Origin of the sequence: Gardnerella sp. DNF01198P (assembly GCF_049244165.1) — a bacterium.
GTDB classification, from domain to species: Bacteria; Actinomycetota; Actinomycetes; order Actinomycetales; family Bifidobacteriaceae; genus Bifidobacterium; species Bifidobacterium swidsinskii.
The window spans coordinates 1,021,947-1,039,997 of sequence record NZ_CP058382.1 but is presented as its reverse complement, the minus strand read 5'-3'; the positions used below and the strand labels follow the sequence as shown (position 1 = coordinate 1,039,997).

Here is an 18,051-nt window from a genome sequence, read left to right as displayed (position 1 = left end):
ATAATGAATTGATAATCCGATAAAAATATACTCAATAATGCATACTAGTGTAGGATAATAAGTAAAAATTACATCTGTTGATATGAATAAAATTCTAGAAATTTGGTGTAAAACATTCAATTCAAATCATATTCGCAATATTTTCTATGTGGTCATGCGCACAAGGTAGTGTAGAAATAATTACGTGGTAACAAGGAGATATAGTGACTGAGCTTTTTACAGCTTCTCCTGTGATGGAACAGGCTGAAGCGTCTACATCAACTGATTCTATTTTTAATCGATTGCTAAAAGATCGCATTATTTGGTTGGGATCTGAAGTAAAAGACGAGAATGCCAATGTTATTTGCGCACAAATGTTAATGCTTGCTGCGGAAGACCCTAAGAAGGATATTTGGCTGTATATTAATTCGCCTGGAGGTTCAATTACTGCTGGTATGGCAATTTACGATACTATGCAATTAATTGAGCCAGATGTTGCGACTATTGCTGTTGGCATGGCTGCATCTATGGGTCAGTTCTTGCTTAGTTCTGGCACTCCTGGTAAGCGTTATATTACCTCGCATGCGCGTGTGCTTATGCATCAACCTTCTGGCGGTGTCGGTGGTACTGCTACAGATGTACGAATTAATGCAGAGCTTATTATGGATATGAAAAAAACGCTTTCTGAATTGACTGCAAAGCAGACTGGTCATACGGTAGAGGAAATTTACCGAGATAATGAATACGATCACTGGTTTACAGCTCAGCAAGCTTTGGAGTATGGTTTCGTAGATAAGATTGTGACCACTCCTGCTTCTATGCGCGGTGAGGAGTAATTATGGCAAGTGAAGAAGCAAAGTTTGTTGCGCGTGCCGAGCGTTTAGCTGGTTTTGGCGGTGTTACTTCTGCTCAGCGCATTACTAATCGTTACGTGTTGCCTCAGTTTGGCGAGCAAACTCCATACGGCATGAAAACTCAGGATCCTTACACTAAGCTGTTTGAAGATCGCATTATTTTCATGGGTGTGCAAGTAGATGACACTTCTGCTGATGACATTATGGCTCAGTTGCTTGTTTTAGAGAGCATGGATTCTGATCGCGATGTGATGATGTACATTAATTCACCTGGTGGTTCGATGACTGCTATGACTGCAATTTATGACACCATGCAGTACATTAATCCAGATGTTCAAACTGTTTGCTTGGGTCAGGCTGCTTCTGCTGCTGCTATTATTCTTGCTGCTGGAGCTGCTGGTAAGCGCATGATTTTACCAAATGCGCGTGTGCTTATTCATCAGCCTGCAATGGGCCAAGATTTTGGTAAAGCTACTGAAATTGAGCTTCAGGCTAAGGAAATGTTGCGTTTGCGTTCTTGGTTAGAATCAACTCTTGCAAAACATACTGGTCAAGATATTGAGCGTATTCGTAAAGATATTGAAGTTGATACTATTTTGACTGCTTCAGAAGCCAAAGCTTATGGAATGGTTGACGAAGTGCTTGAGCGTAGAGCATAATTCAATCTTTACAACTTAGCGGATATTTATCAATATTTGTATTTCTTAACAACAAACCCTGGTCGACACGCCGGGGTTTGTGTTTTAGTGCGGATAGTTGTATATTAGTTAAGTTGCCGGAAACAAGGACATGGTTCTTGAGGCTGGAAACATGCGCCAGTAGCCCAACGGATTAGAGCATCTGACTACGGATCAGAAGGTTGCAGGTTCGAATCCTGTCTGGCGCACAAATGAAACGTGAAGCTTTTGCTCCGCGTTTTTTTAATTCGTATGCAACTCGCTCGGTTTATGCCTCTCAGTTATACTTAAAAGTGCGAATCACATATTTTGCACTATAAAACGTTATAAACGTATAAACGCTATAAATGCTATAAATGCATTTAGTGGAGGAAATATTTACAATATGATACGACGCAGTTGGAGAATAGCTTGCAATATTGCAAATAATGAGCGAATTTCTGGATTAATTATGCTTGGTTTTGCTCTTACTGGCTTATTGCTTGCAAACATTCCTTTAACAGCGCCAATATTTGAAGCCATATCGCATACTCATGTAGGCATTCCGTGGACGAATATACATATGTCAATTGGTCATTGGGTGCAAGACGGCGTGCTTACTATTTTCTTCCTGTCAGTTGGCTTAGATTTAAAACACGAACTTATTGCTGGTTCGCTTTCTGATCCTCGTGCAGCTGCAATGCCAATGATTTGTGCTGTTGGTGGAATGATTGTACCTCCTTTACTGTTTGTTGCTACAGTAACTGTATTTTCTGAATTGCATGCCGGGCAGGAGATTATGCGTCTTACTTCTGGCGCTTTACCTTCGCTTGATATGGTTCGTGACGGGTGGGCGATACCTACGGCAACGGATATAGCTTTCTCTCTTGCTGTTCTTGCTTTATTTGCAAAAACTTTGCCACATGCTTTGCGCGCATTTCTTATGACTCTTGCTACAGTAGACGATTTGCTTGGAATAGCACTTATTGCTGTGTTCTTCTCGTCTCTTAACGCATGGTATTGGTTTGCTGGAGTAGTTGCTTGTGGTTTGGTTTGGACTACTTTAGTGCGTTTAAAGCGTGTTCCGTGGCCGTTGGTTGTAATAGTAGGAATTATGGCATGGATTATGATGTATGAAGCTGGTGTGCATCCAACTTTAGCTGGAGTAATGGTGGGTTTGCTAACTCCGGCGCATTTAGTTCATGGTGAAAAAACGCTTCGGGCTGAACGCTATCGTGAAAAAATTCAGCCTGTTTCTGCGCTGCTGGCTCTTCCAATTTTCGCTCTTTTTGCTACAGGAGTGCATTTTGAAACATTGACTTGGGAGTTGTTCTTCTCGCCAATTTTGATTGCTATCACTATTGCTCTTGTTGTTGGTAAACCTGTTGGAATTATGGTAACTGCTTGGATATCAAAGCGTGTTCTGGGCTTGAAAGTTCCTGATGGTCTTCGAGTAGTAGACTTAATGCCTACAGCATGTGCCTGTGGAATTGGTTTCACTGTTTCTCTTCTTATTGCTTCTCTTGCGTATTCTGACGCAGATTTGTCTGCTGAAGCACGTTTTGGCGTTCTTGTTGCTTCTATTATTGCTGCAGGAGTTTCTGGATTCTTACTTTCTATGCAATCAAAGCATATGGAAGAAGAATTAGATGAAGTTGAAGACTAATTTCAATTATTATTCTTAACATCTTTGCAAGTAAGTTTCTAATGGAGTAATTATGTCTAATAGTAAAGAGGATTTTTCAGTAGATGTTTCACCTTGGAATAACACGTATCATCGTGGTTCTGTTGTAATGCGCGGTTCTATGATTCCTAAGGAGAGCACTACAGAAACGCTTCTTCGTAACGATAACAATCAGCAGCTTGTTTCTGGAGTTGGTGTAGAAGTAGATAAAAGATGGGATTGGCGTAGTGCGGATCCGTGGCGTGCGCTTCGTATTCAAGCTGAGTTTGTTGATGGTTTTGACGCGCTTGCATCGTTAGGTAAAGCTGTTAGTATTTTTGGTTCTGCTCGAATAAAAGAAAACGATCCCGAGTATTCTTTAGCGCGCACTATGGGCTCAGAGCTTGCAAAACGTGGTTTTGCTGTTATTACAGGTGGCGGTCCTGGAATTATGGAAGCTGCAAACCGTGGGGCTGCAGAAGCTGGTGGTACGTCTGTAGGATTGGGGATTGAGCTTCCTCATGAGCAGGGTTTGAATAAATGGATTAATCTTGGCATGCAATTTCGGTATTTTTTCGTACGCAAAACAATGTTTATGAAATATTCTTCTGGAATTATTGTGTGCCCTGGCGGTTTTGGCACAATGGATGAAATGTTTGAAGCTTTGACTTTAGTGCAAACGCATAAGGTTGCGCGCGTGCCTGTTGTTCTTTTTGGTACTTCGTACTGGAATGGTTTGATTGACTGGCTGAAGTCTACAGTAACTCAACGAGGTTTTATTTCTTCGCTCGATCCGCACTTGTTTGCTGTTACAGACGACCCAATAGAGGCGGTGCGCATAGCATCTGGAATTGAATAATCTAAGAGTTTTTGCGTTCGTTTACAAGCGTTGTAAGCTGCCAAATTTCTTCGCCAATATCAATTCCGCGAGGGCATTGTCTTGAACATGCTCTAACTGACTGGCATGCGCTAATACCGTCACTGCTGTCTATTAGATCAAGGCGATGCTCTGTTGCATTGTCTCTGGAATCGTAAATAAAACGAGCCGCGTTAACCAATGCTGCAGGCCCAATAAAGGCTTCTCCGCCTGCATAAATTGGGCAAATTCCTTCGCAAGCACCGCACATAATGCAATTGCTCAAAAGCTCAAATTTTTTAAGTTCCTCAGGGTGTTGCAAAAACTCAATAAGCTGGAGTTTCCCTTCAGTATTTCTAGTAGAAACGTTAGAGGCTTGCAAATAAGGTTCTAAGCGTTTTATTTGCGAAATCATAGGCGAAATATCGCAAATAAGATCTCGCTGAACTGCAAATCCTGAAAGTGGAGCAAGCTCAATAACACCAAAAGTGCCATTTTGCAAAGTGGTAGTTTCTTTAGATTTTTGCTGTAAAGTTAGCGATTTTTCCGACTGTGAGGAGCTGTTAGTAGTTCCAGTTTTTCTAAAGCCTCGAGATTGCACGCTATTTGTGCTTTCAGGACGTGCGTTTGCGCCAATAGTTGCACTGCATAGTAAGGTTGGCATGCCATTTACGTTTGCAGCGTCAGAACCGCAAACGCCGTGACCGCATGAGTAGCGGAAAGCTAAAGTTGGGTCGATTGTGCGTTTAATAGCTAGTAAACAGTCAAGAATAGTGTCAGTAGAATGAACGCGTAAACTGTAATCTTGAACCCAATGCTTACCTTGAATTCGTTTTGGAGAAGATTCGTAAGGTCCGGAAGATTCACTGGATTTACTAGATATTCTGGATTCACTAGATTCTGAAGAATTGTTTATGTTATTTTCTGAAGAATCTAGTTTTGCGAAAGGATTACTGCGCTTCCTGCGCGCAAAAGGACTTTCTCTGCGCTTGTGCTCCGTCTGTTTACTGTTTGAATTATCTTCAGATTTATCAAATGGAGTAAAACGTGAAATACGCAAAGTAACAAGCGCAGTGTTATCACCAAGCTCATTACTCATTGCAAACCTCCAATACGTACTGTTCTAGTTTGCCACAATACTTGCACAGAAACATTTTTTAGTACTTGGCGCATCCTCACGTTAGGCTTGAACTATGACTGACGCTTTATTTTTGCTTGATACTGATCACGATAATGCTCCTGTGCTTGCAGAAGGAATCGAAGAAGGGTGGACGATTGCGCTTCCATCTCAAGTAAAACGTCACGCTATATCCGCCATGCGGTTATCAGAAGGCGATGCTTTGCAACTTTCTGACGGCAAAGGCTTGCGCATTCACGCAAAGGTGACGGATGTAGAAAACGGCTTGGTTTGTGTAGAAGCATTTACTAGGGAAGCTCCTCGCATGACTAGACTTGCGCTTGTTCAAGCTTTGGCAAAAACAGGGCACGATGAGCAAGCAATTGATATGGCTACGCAAATTGGCGTGGATGAAGTAATCCCTTGGTGTGCGGATCGTTCAATTGCAAAGTGGAAACCTGGTCGCACAGATAAGCGTTGGAGCCAAGTTTTACAGTCTGCTACAGAGCAATCTCGTCGCGCATGGATGCCTGAACTTCAAGAATGTGTTTCAAGCAAGCAAATAGTGGCAATATGTAGGCGTGCGTGCGTTTACGGAAATCTCGTAATTGTATTGCATCAAGACGCAACTGATTGCTGGAATCAAATAGAACAAGCAGTAAATACTCTTAGCGAGCGCTGTTTGGAGGATGGTAAAGAGCGCACTGTTTACGTTTTGGTTGGGCCAGAAGGCGGTATTAGTGACGATGAAGTGTCAATGTTTATTGATGCTGGTGCTAAAAGCTGCGTTTTAGGCAGTAATATTCTTCGTGCATCTACTGCAGGCCCTGTAGCTCTTTCTCTTCTTTCGCGCGCTTTAGGACGTTACGAATAATCGCATAAATCGTATCTAAAAGTGCTCATAATTGTGTAAAATAGTAAGAAGCATGTCGATTGCTTTTTAGCTTAAGGCATTGATTTCATTTAGTAACAAATAGGGGAGAAACCATGAGTGGTATCACTTACAATACTGATGCTGATTGCATTTTTTGTAAAATTGTTGCTGGAGAAATACCGAGCAGCAGAGTTTATGAAGACGATTCGGTAGTTGCTTTTAAAGATATTAATCCGCAAGCAAAAGTGCATGTGCTGATTGTGCCGCGCAATCACTATAAGAATGTTGCTGAGCTTGCTAGTAAGGCTCCTGAAACTTTGGCTCATATTGCTGGTGTTGCGCAAAAAATTGCTGATGATGAATTCAACGGTGATTATCGACTCGTATTTAATACTGGTATTGATGCTGGTCAAACAGTGTTTCATGTTCATGCTCACGTATTGACTGGCGAAAAACTTGTAGAAGGTAGCTTGTAAACCGTGACGAAAAGTACTACGCGTTTTGTGCAAATTCCTAGCGAATTAAGCTCGGTTGCAGTTTTAGGTGCTGCAGATGCTGGTTTGCGTGAAGTAGAACATGCTTTTCCAGAAGCAGATATTACTGTGCGAGGCAAAGATGTTCAAATTGTTGCTCGTTCAGCTAGAGCAGATGAAGATGCAGCTAAAGCTGAGTATGCGTTTAGACGCATGATTGATGCGGCTTACGAACAACCTATGGATGCGTACGAAGTAAGACGCATGCTTGAGCGTGATATTTTGCATAACGGTGAACACAATGTGCGTATAAACCGTATCGGTCATGATGGTGGAATGCTTGGGAATAGTATTACTTCTTCGTCGTATGTAATTAATAATTCTGTTTCGCGCACTGAAAATGAGTTTTCAAGAGATTCAAGTGAGCTGTTGCCTTCTAGTGAAGAAGCGCATCGCCGTGCTATGAGTAGAAGAGCTCGAATGAGTAAAGGCGTGATTACGTTTGCTGGAGGAAATCCTGTTCGCGCAAAAACTGCTGGACAAACAGCGTACGTGCAAGCAATGGATTGCAATATTGTAACGTTTGGGATTGGTCCTGCTGGCACTGGAAAAACGTATTTAGCAGTTGCTAAAGCTGTTCGTGCATTGGAAGATGGAAGAGTCCGCAGAATTGTTCTTACTCGTCCTGCTGTTGAAGCTGGCGAAAACTTAGGATTCTTGCCTGGTACTTTAAACGATAAGGTTGATCCATATTTGCGTCCACTCTATGATGCGCTTTCTGATATGCTTGGATCTGCACAACTAAAACGCTATCTTGACGAGAATGTTGTTGAAGTTGCTCCTCTTGCTTATATGCGAGGGCGCACATTAAACGATGCTTTTGTTATTCTTGATGAAGCGCAAAATGCGACTGTTCAGCAATTAAAAATGTTCCTGACTCGACTTGGTTTTAATACAACCATGGTGATTACAGGAGATAGCACGCAGGTTGATTTAGCAGTTGTACGTTCTGGTCTTGTTTCTATCGAGAAGATTTTGGGCGAAGTTAAAGATATTGCTTTTGTGCATTTGCAAGCAGAAGACGTTGTGCGTCATGCTTTGATTGGTCGTATTGTGGAAGCGTACGAAAATTACGATGCAATGCTTGAGCGTAAAAAACGTGAACGTACTAAAGAATCTACTGAGAGGAATAACGAATAAATCATGAGCATTGAAGTCATGAATGAAACAGTGTGGAATATTGACGCTAAAATCTTCTCGGATCTTGGAATGTGGGTTCTTCAACAAATGAAAGTAAGTACGCATTCGGATTTATCGATTACTTTTGTTGATCCAGAGCCAATTGCTTGTTTGCATGAACGTTGGATGAACCTAGAAGGTCCAACGGATGTTATGAGTTTCCCAATGGACGAGCTTACTCCTGGAAGCGATGAAAAAGTTTCTGAAGGAATGCTTGGAGACTTGGTGATTTGCCCGTGGGTTGCTCAACAGCAGGCGCTCGCAGCTGGGCATAGTACTATGGAAGAAATGTTGTTGCTAACTATTCATGGTATTTTGCATTTGCTTGGCTATGATCACACTACTCCGGAAGAAGAAAAGCAAATGTTTGGTTTGCAACGTCAACTAATGCTTACTTTTTTCGCTGCTCGATCTGGAGAATTGTATGATGCAACTTTGCCAGAAGGTGCAGTAAACGAGCTTGAGCGTTACGATGCTGAGCATGAGGTGAGTAGCGTCAAAAATAAAAATAAAAAACAGCATTAAAGCGCATTAAGAGCATAATTATGGAATATATTAAGCAAATATTTTCTAGTATATCAGTTCCGCAATTGCCGTTGCATATCTGGATTGGCTTAGCTGCATTGCTTGTGCTGGCAATGCTGCTTGTATGGCTTTCGCTTGCTATGGCTGCTGCAGAAGGGGCAGTGCCTAGAGTTACTCGTGCAAGCTTAAATAATCTTATGATTGAAGCGCAAACGCATGATGATGAAACTAGTGCCATAGTGCGTATGCGTCGAATTGCTAGAATCCATCGTGTAAAAAAACTGATTGCTGACCGTTATACAACTTCTGGAGCATGTGCTTTTGTGCGTGTGCTATGTAACGTTTTAGATGGAGTTTTGTTTGCTTCTTTAGCTGCATTTTTTGGCTCGCCTTTATGGGTAACTCTTATTATTGGTGTTGTTGTTTCAGTAGTTGTAGCTGTGATTTCTATTCTTGTTCGTCCACGTTCGGTTGGTGCGGCTCAACCTGTAGCAAAGTTGATACGGCTTTCTCGCATTGTGTCTATTGCTATTGCGATTAATCCTTTAGTGCATATTGCTAGCGATGTTGACGTCACTTCTAGGAAAAAGCATGTTGATCTTTCAGATGATGAAGCTTTGGAAGATATTCAGCTGGATCAAGCAAAGGCGAGTATTGACCGACTTGTTGAAGCGAATGATTTCGATCCGGAAGTTTCTGAAATGATGCGCAATGTGCTCACGCTTTCAGATACTTTGACTCGCGAAATAATGGTGCCTAGAACTGATATGATTTGCGTAAAAAGTGACGAAACGCTGGAAAATTTCCTTAAATTATGCTCTCGTTCAGGATTTTCTCGAGTTCCCGTCATTGGAGATTCTGTAGATGATTTAGTAGGCGTTGCTTATTTGAAGGATGCTGTACGCGCTACTGTGTTTAATCCTGCAGCATCTTCTAGAGCAATTGAAACAATTAGCCGAGACCCTATGCTTGTTCCTGAGTCGAAGCCGGTTGACGATTTATTCCATGAAATGCAACGAATTCGCCAGCATGTGGCAGTAGTGGTTGACGAATACGGCGGTATTGCAGGCTTGGTTACTATTGAGGATGCTATTGAGCAAATTGTTGGCGAGTTGGAAGATGAGCACGATCGCACTCAGCATGCAGATCCGGAAGAAATACGTGACGGCGTGTGGAAGATGCCTGCTCGAACGTCAATCGCAGATTTGGAAGATATTTTTGAAGTTCATATTGACGAAGACGATGTGGATACTGTGTTTGGTTTGCTTACGAAGTTGATTGGCAATGTGCCGATTGTTGGTTCCAGTGCTGTTACAAGAGGACTAAAATTAACTGCTGTAGATTCAGCTGGTAGGCGAAAGAAAGTATCTACTATTTTAGTAGAACGAGATGCGCAAGTTTTGGAAGAGTCTAAGGATAATCAAAATGACATTAGCTCTTCCGAAAAATCTGCTGAAAGCAAACAAACCAATGCTTTGAAGCAAGCTAGTACTATGAAACAAACGAATATGCTGAAATAAAGAACTGGACGGTAAGAATAACGTGAATAATATTAACAACTTTGACGATACTGATGACTTCGATGACACTGATGACTTTGACGACGAGATGTTTGCAAATCTAGACGCTTCAACTCGCGCAACGATTTCTACTCCTGATTTTCACGGTTATCGTTCCGGTTTCGTAGCTGTAGTTGGTAGACCAAACGTTGGTAAGTCTACGCTTATGAATGCTCTTATTGGTACGCAAATTGCTATTGCGTCGTCTCGTCCGGAAACTACGCGTAAAGCTATTCGAGGGATTGTTACTACCGATAATGCACAAATGGTGTTGGTTGATACTCCTGGTATTCACCGTCCTCGTACGCTTCTTGGTCAGCGTTTGAACGATATTGTTGACGAGTCACTTTCAGATGTTGACGCGATTGCATTTTTGCTTCCAGCAGACCAGGAGATTGGTCCTGGGGATAGGCGAATTCTGAGTCGACTTCGTTCTGATTTTGCTAAAAAAGATGAGAAGGGCAATTGGACTTGGAAAGTTCCGCTTATCGGTATTGTTACGAAAATCGATACGCTTAGCCGCAGCGAGTTAGTTGCGCATTTGCTTCAAATTCAGCAGTTTGCCGATTTTACGGATATTGTGCCTGTGAGTGCGTTGGAACGCGACAATGTTGACGAAGTTAAGAATGTTTTGATTCAGAACTTGCCGGAAGGTCCGCAAATGTATCCGGCGGATCAGCTTAGTGAGGAAAGCCCAGAAAGCATGATTTCGGAGCTTATTCGCGGCGCATTTTTGGAAGAGTTGGACGACGAGTTGCCTCATTCTTTAGCTGTTGTAGTTGACGATATTGTGTATCCGGGGGATGGCGAAGATACTCAATATGATGACAATAAAGCGCATGTGCTTGTATCTGTTTATGTTGAGCGTGATTCTCAAAAGCCGATTATTATTGGTCATCGTGCGGAGCATTTAGTGCGCGTAAAGAAGCGTTTGCGCACGGCGGTAAATCGTATTACTGGAACAAAAGCTGTGCTTGAATTGCATGTGAAAGTTGCAAAAGGATGGCAGAGCGACCCTAAGAAGCTTGAGCGTTTAGGGTTCTAGTAGAGCATATTTTGCTTATTTCGATATTATTGGACAATTACTTAATTTTATTGTGCCTTAAGCCTAATGTGTTTGCACAAAATTGTCGTAAATTAATGCAAAGCCGCGGCGAGCAAGTTGAATAAAACAAGTTAAGCCGCGGTTTTGCGATATGCACTTAGTTAAGTTAATTTAAACAAACTACTTTTTGCGCGTCGTATACATTTGTGTATTAAGTAAAGTAGTGTAGCGCTTAATAACTCGTGGACGAATAATCTTCATAGACGCAGTCATTAAGCCGTTTTCTTGCGTAAACTCTTCTGGCAAAATAATGAACTTTCGCACAGATTCTGCGCGTGACACGCCTTCGTTGGCAAGATCTATAAATTTTTGCACTTCAGCACGAACGACAGCATTATTAGCAGCCTCTTCCATGCTCATAGTAGCGTCAAGACCCTTGAGTTTAAGCCAATTTCGTAAAGTTTCTTCGTCTAAAGTAACAAGTGCAGAAATAAACGGACGCTTATCTCCAAGAACGAGAGCTTGAGACACAAGTTCGCATCTCTTAATCATCTCTTCAATAGGTCCAGGAGCAACATTCTTACCGCCAGCAGTAATGATCAAATCCTTCTTACGTCCGGTAATATAAAGCATGCCATCGTCGTCAATTCGTCCCAAATCGCCTGTTGCATACCATCCATCTTTAGTAAATGAAGTTTCTGTTGCTTCATCGTTTTTGTGATACTTATGGAATACGCAAGTGCCTTTAATTTGAACTTCGCCGTCGGATGCGATTCGCAAAGTAAAAGCTGGGAATGCAATGCCAACAGAACCTTCTCGGAATGGAACTCCAATAGGAGTAAACGCGCATGGTGCAGTAGTTTCTGTAAGACCATAACCTTCGTAGACAGGAACTCCTGCTCCGCGGAAGAATGAAAGCAATTCAGGATCTAGAGGAGCTCCACCTGCAACAATCCAGCGTGCGCGACCGCCAAGAGCTTGGCGAAGTGGACGATAAACAAGCGGATCGTAAGCAGTGCGGCGAGCTTTAGTAAGAGCTTTAGCATCACCAAATTCCTGAACTTCCTTCATATACTGTTGAGCCGTCACAACAGCACCCTGGAAAGCCAAGCCTTTAGCACCGTGACCAGCCTTCTGCGAAGCTGCGTTATAAACCTTCTCAAGAACTCGAGGGACAACAATCATAACCGTAGGTTTTGCAACTTGCAAATCAGAAATCAAAGTAGGAATACCTTGAGCAATATAAATGCGCAATGTACTTGCAACAACAATATAGTTAATTGCTCTTGCAAAAGAGTGTGCTTGAGGAAGGAACAAAAGCACAGAACCGTCTTTTTCGCTAAGCAAATTTGGCAAGTAAACAGGCAAATTCAACGCTGTAGTGCAATAGTGTTCGTGAGTCATTTCCACGCCTTTAGGTGCAGCTGTGGAACCAGAAGTGTAAACAATAGAGCACAAGTCTGTTTTCTTTACAGAATCAATGCGAGCATCTAGTTCCTCATCGCTAACAGCGTATCCGAAAGCTTGAAGTTCTGCTAAACCGCCTGTTTCAATGCAAATAATGCGTTCCAAGCTTGGGCATTCTTCAATAGCTCCATCAGCTTTATCTCGCATGTCAGTTGTTTCAACAATAAGGAAACGCGAGTCGGAATTATTCACAATATTGCGAATTTGCTCAGCTGAATCCGTGTCATAAATAGTTGCAAGAACACCACCACAAGCCATAACTGCTGCGTCGGTGACGTCCCACTCATATGATGTTTTGCACATAAGGGCAACGGCGTCGCCTTTGCGCAATCCGTAGTGCATCAAACCTTTTGCAGCATCGCGTACTTCTTGAAGGAACTGATTAGCTGTTTTTGTGACCCACTTATCGTTTTCTTTATAAGTGTAAAGAGGATCGTCGCCCATACGTGCTGCGCGATCTGCGTATAAGTCATAAATGCTTGTGCCTTCGTCAAGAGGTGCTGCGCTTTCGGTTTTTGTGGTCAGCAAGCCTGTTTTCGGATCGATAAACGTCGTTGTTGGCATTTGCGCGCCCCACTCTTCTACGTGTGGAAGGCGTTGCTTTTGTGAAAGTAAAGTATTTGTGTTTTCTTGATCCGTATTAAGGTAGTCTGGTTCGCCTGCACGGTCATCGCTGACTGGGTGCGCGAAGTTACTGCCAATACGCAATGCTTTACGGGCAAGATTAAACGCTTGCTGTTGGAGTGCATTAAAAACGGACACATTTGCTCCTTCATTATGCCAAACGGCTTGCGGATTAAGCGCACATCATAGTATCATGCTATGCACTTTCATACTATTAACTATAATAATCGTTCGTATGCTCAAGTAGCAGTTATATTCGATTTGATTAGTAATAATTTTGTATTTGCCATAAGTCGTAGCCTGTCGTTAGAATAACAAAGTTGCTTTGGCGAGGGAATGTGCCGCTAGCTTTGTGGCAGAGTTCCGTTATCGACTGGGCTGATAGCCTCTTATGGTTTTCGGCGCGTCGGTGCGCCTGAAGCTGGATTAACAAACTAAACTATCCAGACCATAAGGAGACCGATATGGCTACAAAAATTACTCTTGAAGGCGAATTGCGCACTGAGTTTGGTAAGGGTGTTGCTCGTCGTTTGCGCGTAGCTCAGCTGATTCCAGCAAGCCTTTATGCTGGCGGTGCTGAACCAGTGCATGTTACTCTTCCAATGCGCGAAACCACTTTGGCTTTGCGTCATGCTAATGCTTTGTTCACTATTAAGTTTGGCGAGGAATCTCGCATTGCAGTTGTTAAGGATGTTCAGCGTAACCCTGTTAAGCGCATTGTAGAACACATTGACTTCTACGAAGTTAAGGCTGGCGAAAAGATTGACGTTGAAGTTCCAGTCTTCGTTGAAGGCACTCCAAAGGGTGCTGCAGTTGCATTCGTGGATGTCCAGGAGCTCAAGGTTCGCGCAGACGTTGCTAACTTGCCAGAGCGTTTGGTTGTTAACGTTGATGGTTTGACCGACGGCATCAAGGTGTTTGCTAAGGATGTCAAGCTTCCTGAGGGTGTTGAGCTCGATATGGATGGTGAAGAATCCGTTGTGAGCGTCACTGTTCCTGAAGATGCTGCTACAGCCGAAGCTGCTGCTCCTGCTGCAGATGCTGCTGCCGCCGCTCCAGCTGCTGCTCCTGCTGCAGAAGAAAAGTAAGTTAACGTATTTACTTATAGATTATAAAATAGTTTAAAATTTTAAGCCGCATAAGTCAGTTCTTATGCGGCTTTTTTCATATAAAATCAACAAATTTGCTAAATAATTTTTACTTTAAAGCATATTTTTTGAAATATTTCTTAAGATATTTTGGCGTGTAAGTTTTGCGAAAAACAAGAATCGTATTATTCTATACGTTAATTGCGGTAAAAGGCAAGTAGAAATAATCCACATAGAAAAGAGACATAATGGCTGATTTAGAAGTAGCTCCAGAGTTTTCTGACGCTTATGAGTCTTATGATCATAGCGATACAACTCTGTTGAACAAATTGGCTGGCAACTTTGAAGTTCTGCCGAATGATAATCCAGTTTCGGACGCAAAGCGCAACGAACTTATTGATAAGCCTGCTTTCGGTCAGATTTTCTCCGACAATATGGTTCATATGTCTTGGACTAAAGGCGAAGGATGGTCTGATCGTCGTGTAGAGCCTTATGGTCCATTGAAAATGGATCCAGGTGCATCTGTGTTGCACTATGCTCAGGAGTGCTTTGAAGGTTTGAAGGCTTATAAGCGCGCCGACGGCTCTATTTGGCTTTTCCGCCCAGATATTAATGCTGCTCGTTTCCAAAATTCTGCTAAGCGTTTGTATTTGCCGGAACTCTCTATTGATGATTTTATTGGATCGGTTGCAGCCTTGGTAAAGCGAGATAAGCAATGGGTTCCGAGCCGTCGAGAGTATACGCTTTACATGCGTCCATTCATGTTTGCTTCCGAGCCGTTCCTCGGTGTGCGCGAAGCTCACGAAGTTGAATACTGTGTTATCGCTTCTCCATCCGGCCCATACTTCAAGGGTGGTTTGAAGCCTGTTAGCATTTGGGTTGAAGATCAGTGGTTCCGTACTGGTCCTGGTGGTACTGGTTTTGCTAAGTGCGGTGGAAATTACGCTGCTTCCTTGCTTGGTGAATACAAGGGTATTGAGCACGGTTGCGAGCAGGTGTGCTTCGTCGATGCTGCAACTAAGACTTATTTGGAAGAGCTTGGTGGCATGAATATGTTCGCACTCCACAAGGATGGCCATTTGGAAACTCCATCTCTTACTGGCAGTATTCTTCCTGGCGTTACGCGTCGTTCTTTGATTCAGCTTGCTGAGGAAGCAGGACATAAGGTTGTTGAAACCATGATTCCTCTTCAAGGGTTGCTTGACGACATTCGTTCTGGCGAGGTTACTGAAGTCTTTGCTTGCGGTACTGCTGCAATCATTACGCCAATTGGTCGCTTTAAGTCCGATGAATTCGATCTTAAGGTTGCCGATGGTGGCGTTGGTGAGTTAACTCAGGCTTTGCGCGATGAGTTACTTGGCATTCAGCTCGGTGATGTCGAAGATAAGCATAACTGGATGTGGAAAGTTTGCGACTGATTTATATAAGTTAGTTAATATTATCTAATCTAATGTTGCTTATGGCGCGTTGTACTCTATATATTTAGATATCGTATAGAGTACAACGCGTTTGTTTGTTATGCGCGCAGTGTTTTGGTGAATTTATTTGAAGGGAAATGCTTTGGAAGGTGCGTTAGGGGATAACATCTTTTTTCTTATAGTTGAGTATGTTGCTATGGGATGTTGTGGCATGGTTGGCGGCATGTGGGCTATTCGTAAGAATTATGATGTTTTTGCGATTATTACTACGTCTTGGATAACTGCATTGGGTGGCGGTATTGTTCGTGATGTGTTGCTTGGAGCATTGCCACCTGTTGGTATTGCTGATCGTGGTTTTGTTATTACAGGTCTGCTTTCTGGTGTTATTGTGGCTGTTGCTCACCCTGAGATTGATAAATGGCGTTGGTTTATGCTTACGCTTGATGCCTTGGCGTTGGGCCTGTTTGCTGTGAATGGCACAGCAAAAGGTTTGGACTTCCACATGTCTGGTATGGCTTCAGTATTTTTAGGAATGGCAACTGCTTTAGGAGGTGGTTTGATTCGCGACATGATTTTGAATCAAGTTCCTGTTATTGTGCGGGATAAGCATTGGTATGCTTTCCCTGCTTCAGTGGGATGTATACTAACCGTTTGTGTTGTAAAAGCAAGGCATGCAGGTTATTTTGGTTTAACTGTTGAAATATTGCTTGATGTCCTTATTGTTGCTCTTGTTGTTGCAATGCGTTTGTTGTCTGTGAAACTAGATTTAACTTTATTTGGAGCAATGAACCGCACGGAACCTATTAAGGTTAGACGTCCTCGTATTCGTCGTATTAATAATCGTCGTCACCGTTAATATTGGGTAAGTGGCAAAAAAGTGTGTCTAAAACCCGAGTTTTCGTTGAAATACCAAGGGAAACTCGCTGTCATTAAGCTAAAAAGCTTAACATTTAGTATTACTTGACATTGAAAACAAATAGAGGTATAAGGCGTGCGATGTGCTTAATACATGCCTAGATTAAGTAGTAAACGCTGCCCAATATGCTCTCATTCAATGAAGAGAAATGGTAAAACACGTAAAGGTGCTATCCGTTGGAGATGTACTGCATGTGGAATGTCTTTTACAAGGAAACGTGAAGATATTACACGTGCAGCACAATTTGATAAATTCATTCATTGGATTATGGGAAACCAGACTCAATGTGAAGCCTGTCCTAGTGGTTCTGAGAGAACATGGCGATATCGAATTGAATGGTATTGGAATGTTAAACCAGAATTACCCGAGACAGGCGAAATTTATGACTATGTTCAAATCGATGGAACATACCTTCCATACGGGTGGTGTTTATTAACCGCGGCAAGCAAGGATAAAGTTATTGCTTTGCAATGGTGTAACAAAGAAAATTATTGATGACCAGCAATCAATTGGGTCTTCGGGTTTCGATGCAAGCTTTGACTTATGTAGGGCAGATTACTACTCAGATATATCAATTAGAAAAGGAACACTACACTAACGACACGCCTGAATAAACACGTTTACAGACACACTTTTTGCCGCTTACCTGATTATGACGGCGTTTCTATCAATCAAGTATTATACTGTTGACTTGTGAGCATGACAACGTGAGTCACTCACCACATGTTTGGCCAACATGCTGTTTACTGGAATACGCTTACTCACTAATTGATAAGGCCAATATTAGAGAGGTCATCTTATGATGAAGAAAGTTAGTTCATTGTTAATAGCTGCAGCATCATTACTTGGAAGTATGGTGTTTGCAACTCCATCTTTTGCAGTTCAATCAACATCACAATATGGGAATTTTAAGTCTGAAATGAGAGGATTGCGTTCTCCAGATGGTCGACGTTCAATTGTTCCAGTATCTGGACAAGGATTGAATGTGCATACGCTAGCTGGTGATACTATCGTAGTAAAGAATAATATAGCTACTTGGAGAGATGCAACAAATCATACTATAGCAACTATCAATTTAACAGTTCATGACGGGCAGCATGTTGATTTTGACTATAGCAAAGTTCTTCATAGGATTGCTCCTACTGTTTCCTTAGAGACAGCTCTAGAACGTGGTGGAAAGAAACATCATTGTATTCCTAAATGGATTGGTGTGGGATGGAATGTTTTATGGGATGCAACAGTTTGTACTCCATTATCACTTGGTATTTCTGGATTGGCGTCACCAATTGCTGGTGTTTCGGCTGATATAGCTTGTAGCGCTGCAGGTGGCACTTTGACAGCAGCATTGGGGTGTTAATATGGATGATGTAACTATTTCGAAGAAGCATGCCACAACAGGGCATCGGTCATGGCTTGCTTCGTTTGCTACCATTTGGCTGACGAGTGTTGTTTTCTCGTGCATCAATCATTTACCTTGGTATGCCAATGCTATTTCAGGGGTAATCTTGCTGATCGCAGCGTTTGTATGCCATGCATTGTTGCAGCATCACCATGTGAAGCCTATGGATTACGTGGTGTTTGCTGCTGCCGTGGCAGTTATACTCGTAGTGGTACTCGTATTGGCGTATATCGTCTAAATTACGTTGCCGATAGAGTGATATAAATAATCCCCAGCACCGATTGGTACTGGGGATTTTC

Annotated in this window: 16 protein-coding genes, 1 tRNA gene and 2 pseudogenes; 17 read left to right on the top strand and 2 right to left on the bottom strand. The window is 42.4% G+C overall.

Going from position 1 to position 18,051, the window contains the following annotated elements; genetic code table 11:
- Positions 1-203 precede the first annotated feature (203 nt).
- The 5 genes and pseudogenes from HXT44_RS04550 (at position 204) to HXT44_RS04530 (ending at position 4,011) form a co-directional block, all read left to right on the top strand.
- Positions 204-815 carry an ATP-dependent Clp protease proteolytic subunit gene (locus HXT44_RS04550; protein ID WP_004108703.1) on the top strand — a complete coding sequence of 204 codons (612 nt, stop codon included), beginning with the start codon at positions 204-206 and terminating at the stop codon, positions 813-815.
- Positions 816-817: 2 nt separating this feature from the next.
- Positions 818-1,492 (top strand): ATP-dependent Clp protease proteolytic subunit, encoded by a 675-nt coding sequence (locus HXT44_RS04545; RefSeq protein ID WP_004108705.1) that lies wholly within the window; start codon positions 818-820, stop codon positions 1,490-1,492.
- A 153-nt stretch (positions 1,493-1,645) separates the two neighbouring features.
- A tRNA-Arg gene (locus tag HXT44_RS04540) sits at positions 1,646-1,719 on the top strand.
- A gap of 176 nt (positions 1,720-1,895) precedes the next feature.
- Positions 1,896-3,134: pseudogene (locus HXT44_RS04535) on the top strand (Na+/H+ antiporter NhaA); the annotation flags it as partial.
- A gap of 73 nt (positions 3,135-3,207) precedes the next feature.
- Complete coding sequence (locus tag HXT44_RS04530) at positions 3,208-4,011, top strand: TIGR00730 family Rossman fold protein (RefSeq protein WP_421782586.1); 804 nt, start codon at positions 3,208-3,210, stop codon at positions 4,009-4,011.
- Between the two features lies 1 nt (position 4,012).
- On the opposite strand, the gene HXT44_RS04525 is transcribed toward HXT44_RS04530, so the two are convergent.
- Positions 4,013-5,107, bottom strand: coding sequence for a succinate dehydrogenase/fumarate reductase iron-sulfur subunit (locus HXT44_RS04525; RefSeq protein WP_064621626.1), 1,095 nt, complete (start codon positions 5,105-5,107; stop codon positions 4,013-4,015).
- A gap of 94 nt (positions 5,108-5,201) precedes the next feature.
- On the opposite strand from HXT44_RS04525, the gene HXT44_RS04520 reads away from it, so the two are divergent.
- From HXT44_RS04520 to era, 6 genes are all read left to right on the top strand, one after another.
- Entirely contained in the window at positions 5,202-5,999 is a 798-nt protein-coding gene (locus HXT44_RS04520) for a 16S rRNA (uracil(1498)-N(3))-methyltransferase (RefSeq protein WP_103013857.1), read from the top strand.
- A 113-nt stretch (positions 6,000-6,112) separates the two neighbouring features.
- Positions 6,113-6,475 carry a histidine triad nucleotide-binding protein gene (locus tag HXT44_RS04515; RefSeq protein WP_004108733.1) on the top strand — a complete coding sequence of 121 codons (363 nt, stop codon included), beginning with the start codon at positions 6,113-6,115 and terminating at the stop codon, positions 6,473-6,475.
- A gap of 3 nt (positions 6,476-6,478) precedes the next feature.
- Positions 6,479-7,672: a PhoH family protein gene (locus HXT44_RS04510; protein ID WP_421782583.1), complete on the top strand. Its 1,194-nt coding sequence runs from the start codon at positions 6,479-6,481 to the stop codon at positions 7,670-7,672.
- A 3-nt stretch (positions 7,673-7,675) separates the two neighbouring features.
- On the top strand, positions 7,676-8,236 hold the full coding sequence (gene ybeY / locus HXT44_RS04505; protein ID WP_421782581.1) for an rRNA maturation RNase YbeY: 561 nt from the start codon (positions 7,676-7,678) through the stop codon (positions 8,234-8,236).
- A gap of 20 nt (positions 8,237-8,256) precedes the next feature.
- Positions 8,257-9,756, top strand: a complete 1,500-nt coding sequence (locus HXT44_RS04500; RefSeq protein ID WP_421782579.1) for a hemolysin family protein — start codon at positions 8,257-8,259, stop codon at positions 9,754-9,756.
- Between the two features lie 22 nt (positions 9,757-9,778).
- The gene (gene era / locus HXT44_RS04495; protein ID WP_064621622.1) at positions 9,779-10,840 is read left to right on the top strand and encodes a GTPase Era; all 1,062 of its coding nucleotides are present in this window, start codon (positions 9,779-9,781) and stop codon (positions 10,838-10,840) included.
- Positions 10,841-11,020: 180 nt separating this feature from the next.
- Here era and HXT44_RS04490 read toward each other — a convergent pair whose 3' ends face one another.
- Positions 11,021-13,069, bottom strand: coding sequence for an AMP-dependent synthetase/ligase (locus HXT44_RS04490; RefSeq protein WP_004108746.1), 2,049 nt, complete (start codon positions 13,067-13,069; stop codon positions 11,021-11,023).
- A gap of 326 nt (positions 13,070-13,395) precedes the next feature.
- On the opposite strand from HXT44_RS04490, the gene HXT44_RS04485 reads away from it, so the two are divergent.
- The 6 genes and pseudogenes from HXT44_RS04485 to HXT44_RS04460 all read left to right on the top strand — a co-directional run bounded on the left by HXT44_RS04485 (position 13,396) and on the right by HXT44_RS04460 (position 17,990).
- Positions 13,396-14,019 (top strand): 50S ribosomal protein L25/general stress protein Ctc, encoded by a 624-nt coding sequence (locus HXT44_RS04485; protein WP_064621621.1) that lies wholly within the window; start codon positions 13,396-13,398, stop codon positions 14,017-14,019.
- Between the two features lie 248 nt (positions 14,020-14,267).
- Positions 14,268-15,437, top strand: a complete 1,170-nt coding sequence (locus tag HXT44_RS04480) for a branched-chain amino acid aminotransferase (protein ID WP_004108753.1) — start codon at positions 14,268-14,270, stop codon at positions 15,435-15,437.
- 142 nt (positions 15,438-15,579) lie between these two features.
- Entirely contained in the window at positions 15,580-16,293 is a 714-nt protein-coding gene (locus HXT44_RS04475) for a trimeric intracellular cation channel family protein (protein ID WP_064621797.1), read from the top strand.
- 153 nt (positions 16,294-16,446) lie between these two features.
- A pseudogene (locus tag HXT44_RS04470) lies at positions 16,447-16,842 on the top strand (transposase-like zinc-binding domain-containing protein); the annotation flags it as partial.
- 310 nt (positions 16,843-17,152) lie between these two features.
- Positions 17,153-17,710: a hypothetical protein gene (locus HXT44_RS04465; protein ID WP_064621801.1), complete on the top strand. Its 558-nt coding sequence runs from the start codon at positions 17,153-17,155 to the stop codon at positions 17,708-17,710.
- Between the two features lies 1 nt (position 17,711).
- Entirely contained in the window at positions 17,712-17,990 is a 279-nt protein-coding gene (locus HXT44_RS04460; RefSeq protein WP_064621803.1) for a hypothetical protein, read from the top strand.
- Positions 17,991-18,051 lie beyond the last annotated feature (61 nt).

Excerpts from the sequence above, each read along its gene's own strand:
- HXT44_RS04545 (WP_004108705.1), top strand. The coding sequence starts at position 818 with ATGGCAAGTGAAGAAGCAAAGTTTGTTGCGCGTGCCGAGCGTTTAGCT.
- HXT44_RS04530 (WP_421782586.1), top strand. The coding sequence starts at position 3,208 with ATGTCTAATAGTAAAGAGGATTTTTCAGTAGATGTTTCACCTTGGAAT.
- HXT44_RS04525 (WP_064621626.1), bottom strand. The coding sequence starts at position 5,107 with ATGAGTAATGAGCTTGGTGATAACACTGCGCTTGTTACTTTGCGTATT.
- HXT44_RS04520 (WP_103013857.1), top strand. The coding sequence starts at position 5,202 with ATGACTGACGCTTTATTTTTGCTTGATACTGATCACGATAATGCTCCT.
- HXT44_RS04515 (WP_004108733.1), top strand. The coding sequence starts at position 6,113 with ATGAGTGGTATCACTTACAATACTGATGCTGATTGCATTTTTTGTAAA.
- ybeY (WP_421782581.1), top strand. The coding sequence starts at position 7,676 with ATGAGCATTGAAGTCATGAATGAAACAGTGTGGAATATTGACGCTAAA.
- HXT44_RS04500 (WP_421782579.1), top strand. The coding sequence starts at position 8,257 with ATGGAATATATTAAGCAAATATTTTCTAGTATATCAGTTCCGCAATTG.
- HXT44_RS04485 (WP_064621621.1), top strand. The coding sequence starts at position 13,396 with ATGGCTACAAAAATTACTCTTGAAGGCGAATTGCGCACTGAGTTTGGT.
- HXT44_RS04480 (WP_004108753.1), top strand. The coding sequence starts at position 14,268 with ATGGCTGATTTAGAAGTAGCTCCAGAGTTTTCTGACGCTTATGAGTCT.
- HXT44_RS04465 (WP_064621801.1), top strand. The coding sequence starts at position 17,153 with ATGATGAAGAAAGTTAGTTCATTGTTAATAGCTGCAGCATCATTACTT.
- HXT44_RS04460 (WP_064621803.1), top strand. The coding sequence starts at position 17,712 with ATGGATGATGTAACTATTTCGAAGAAGCATGCCACAACAGGGCATCGG.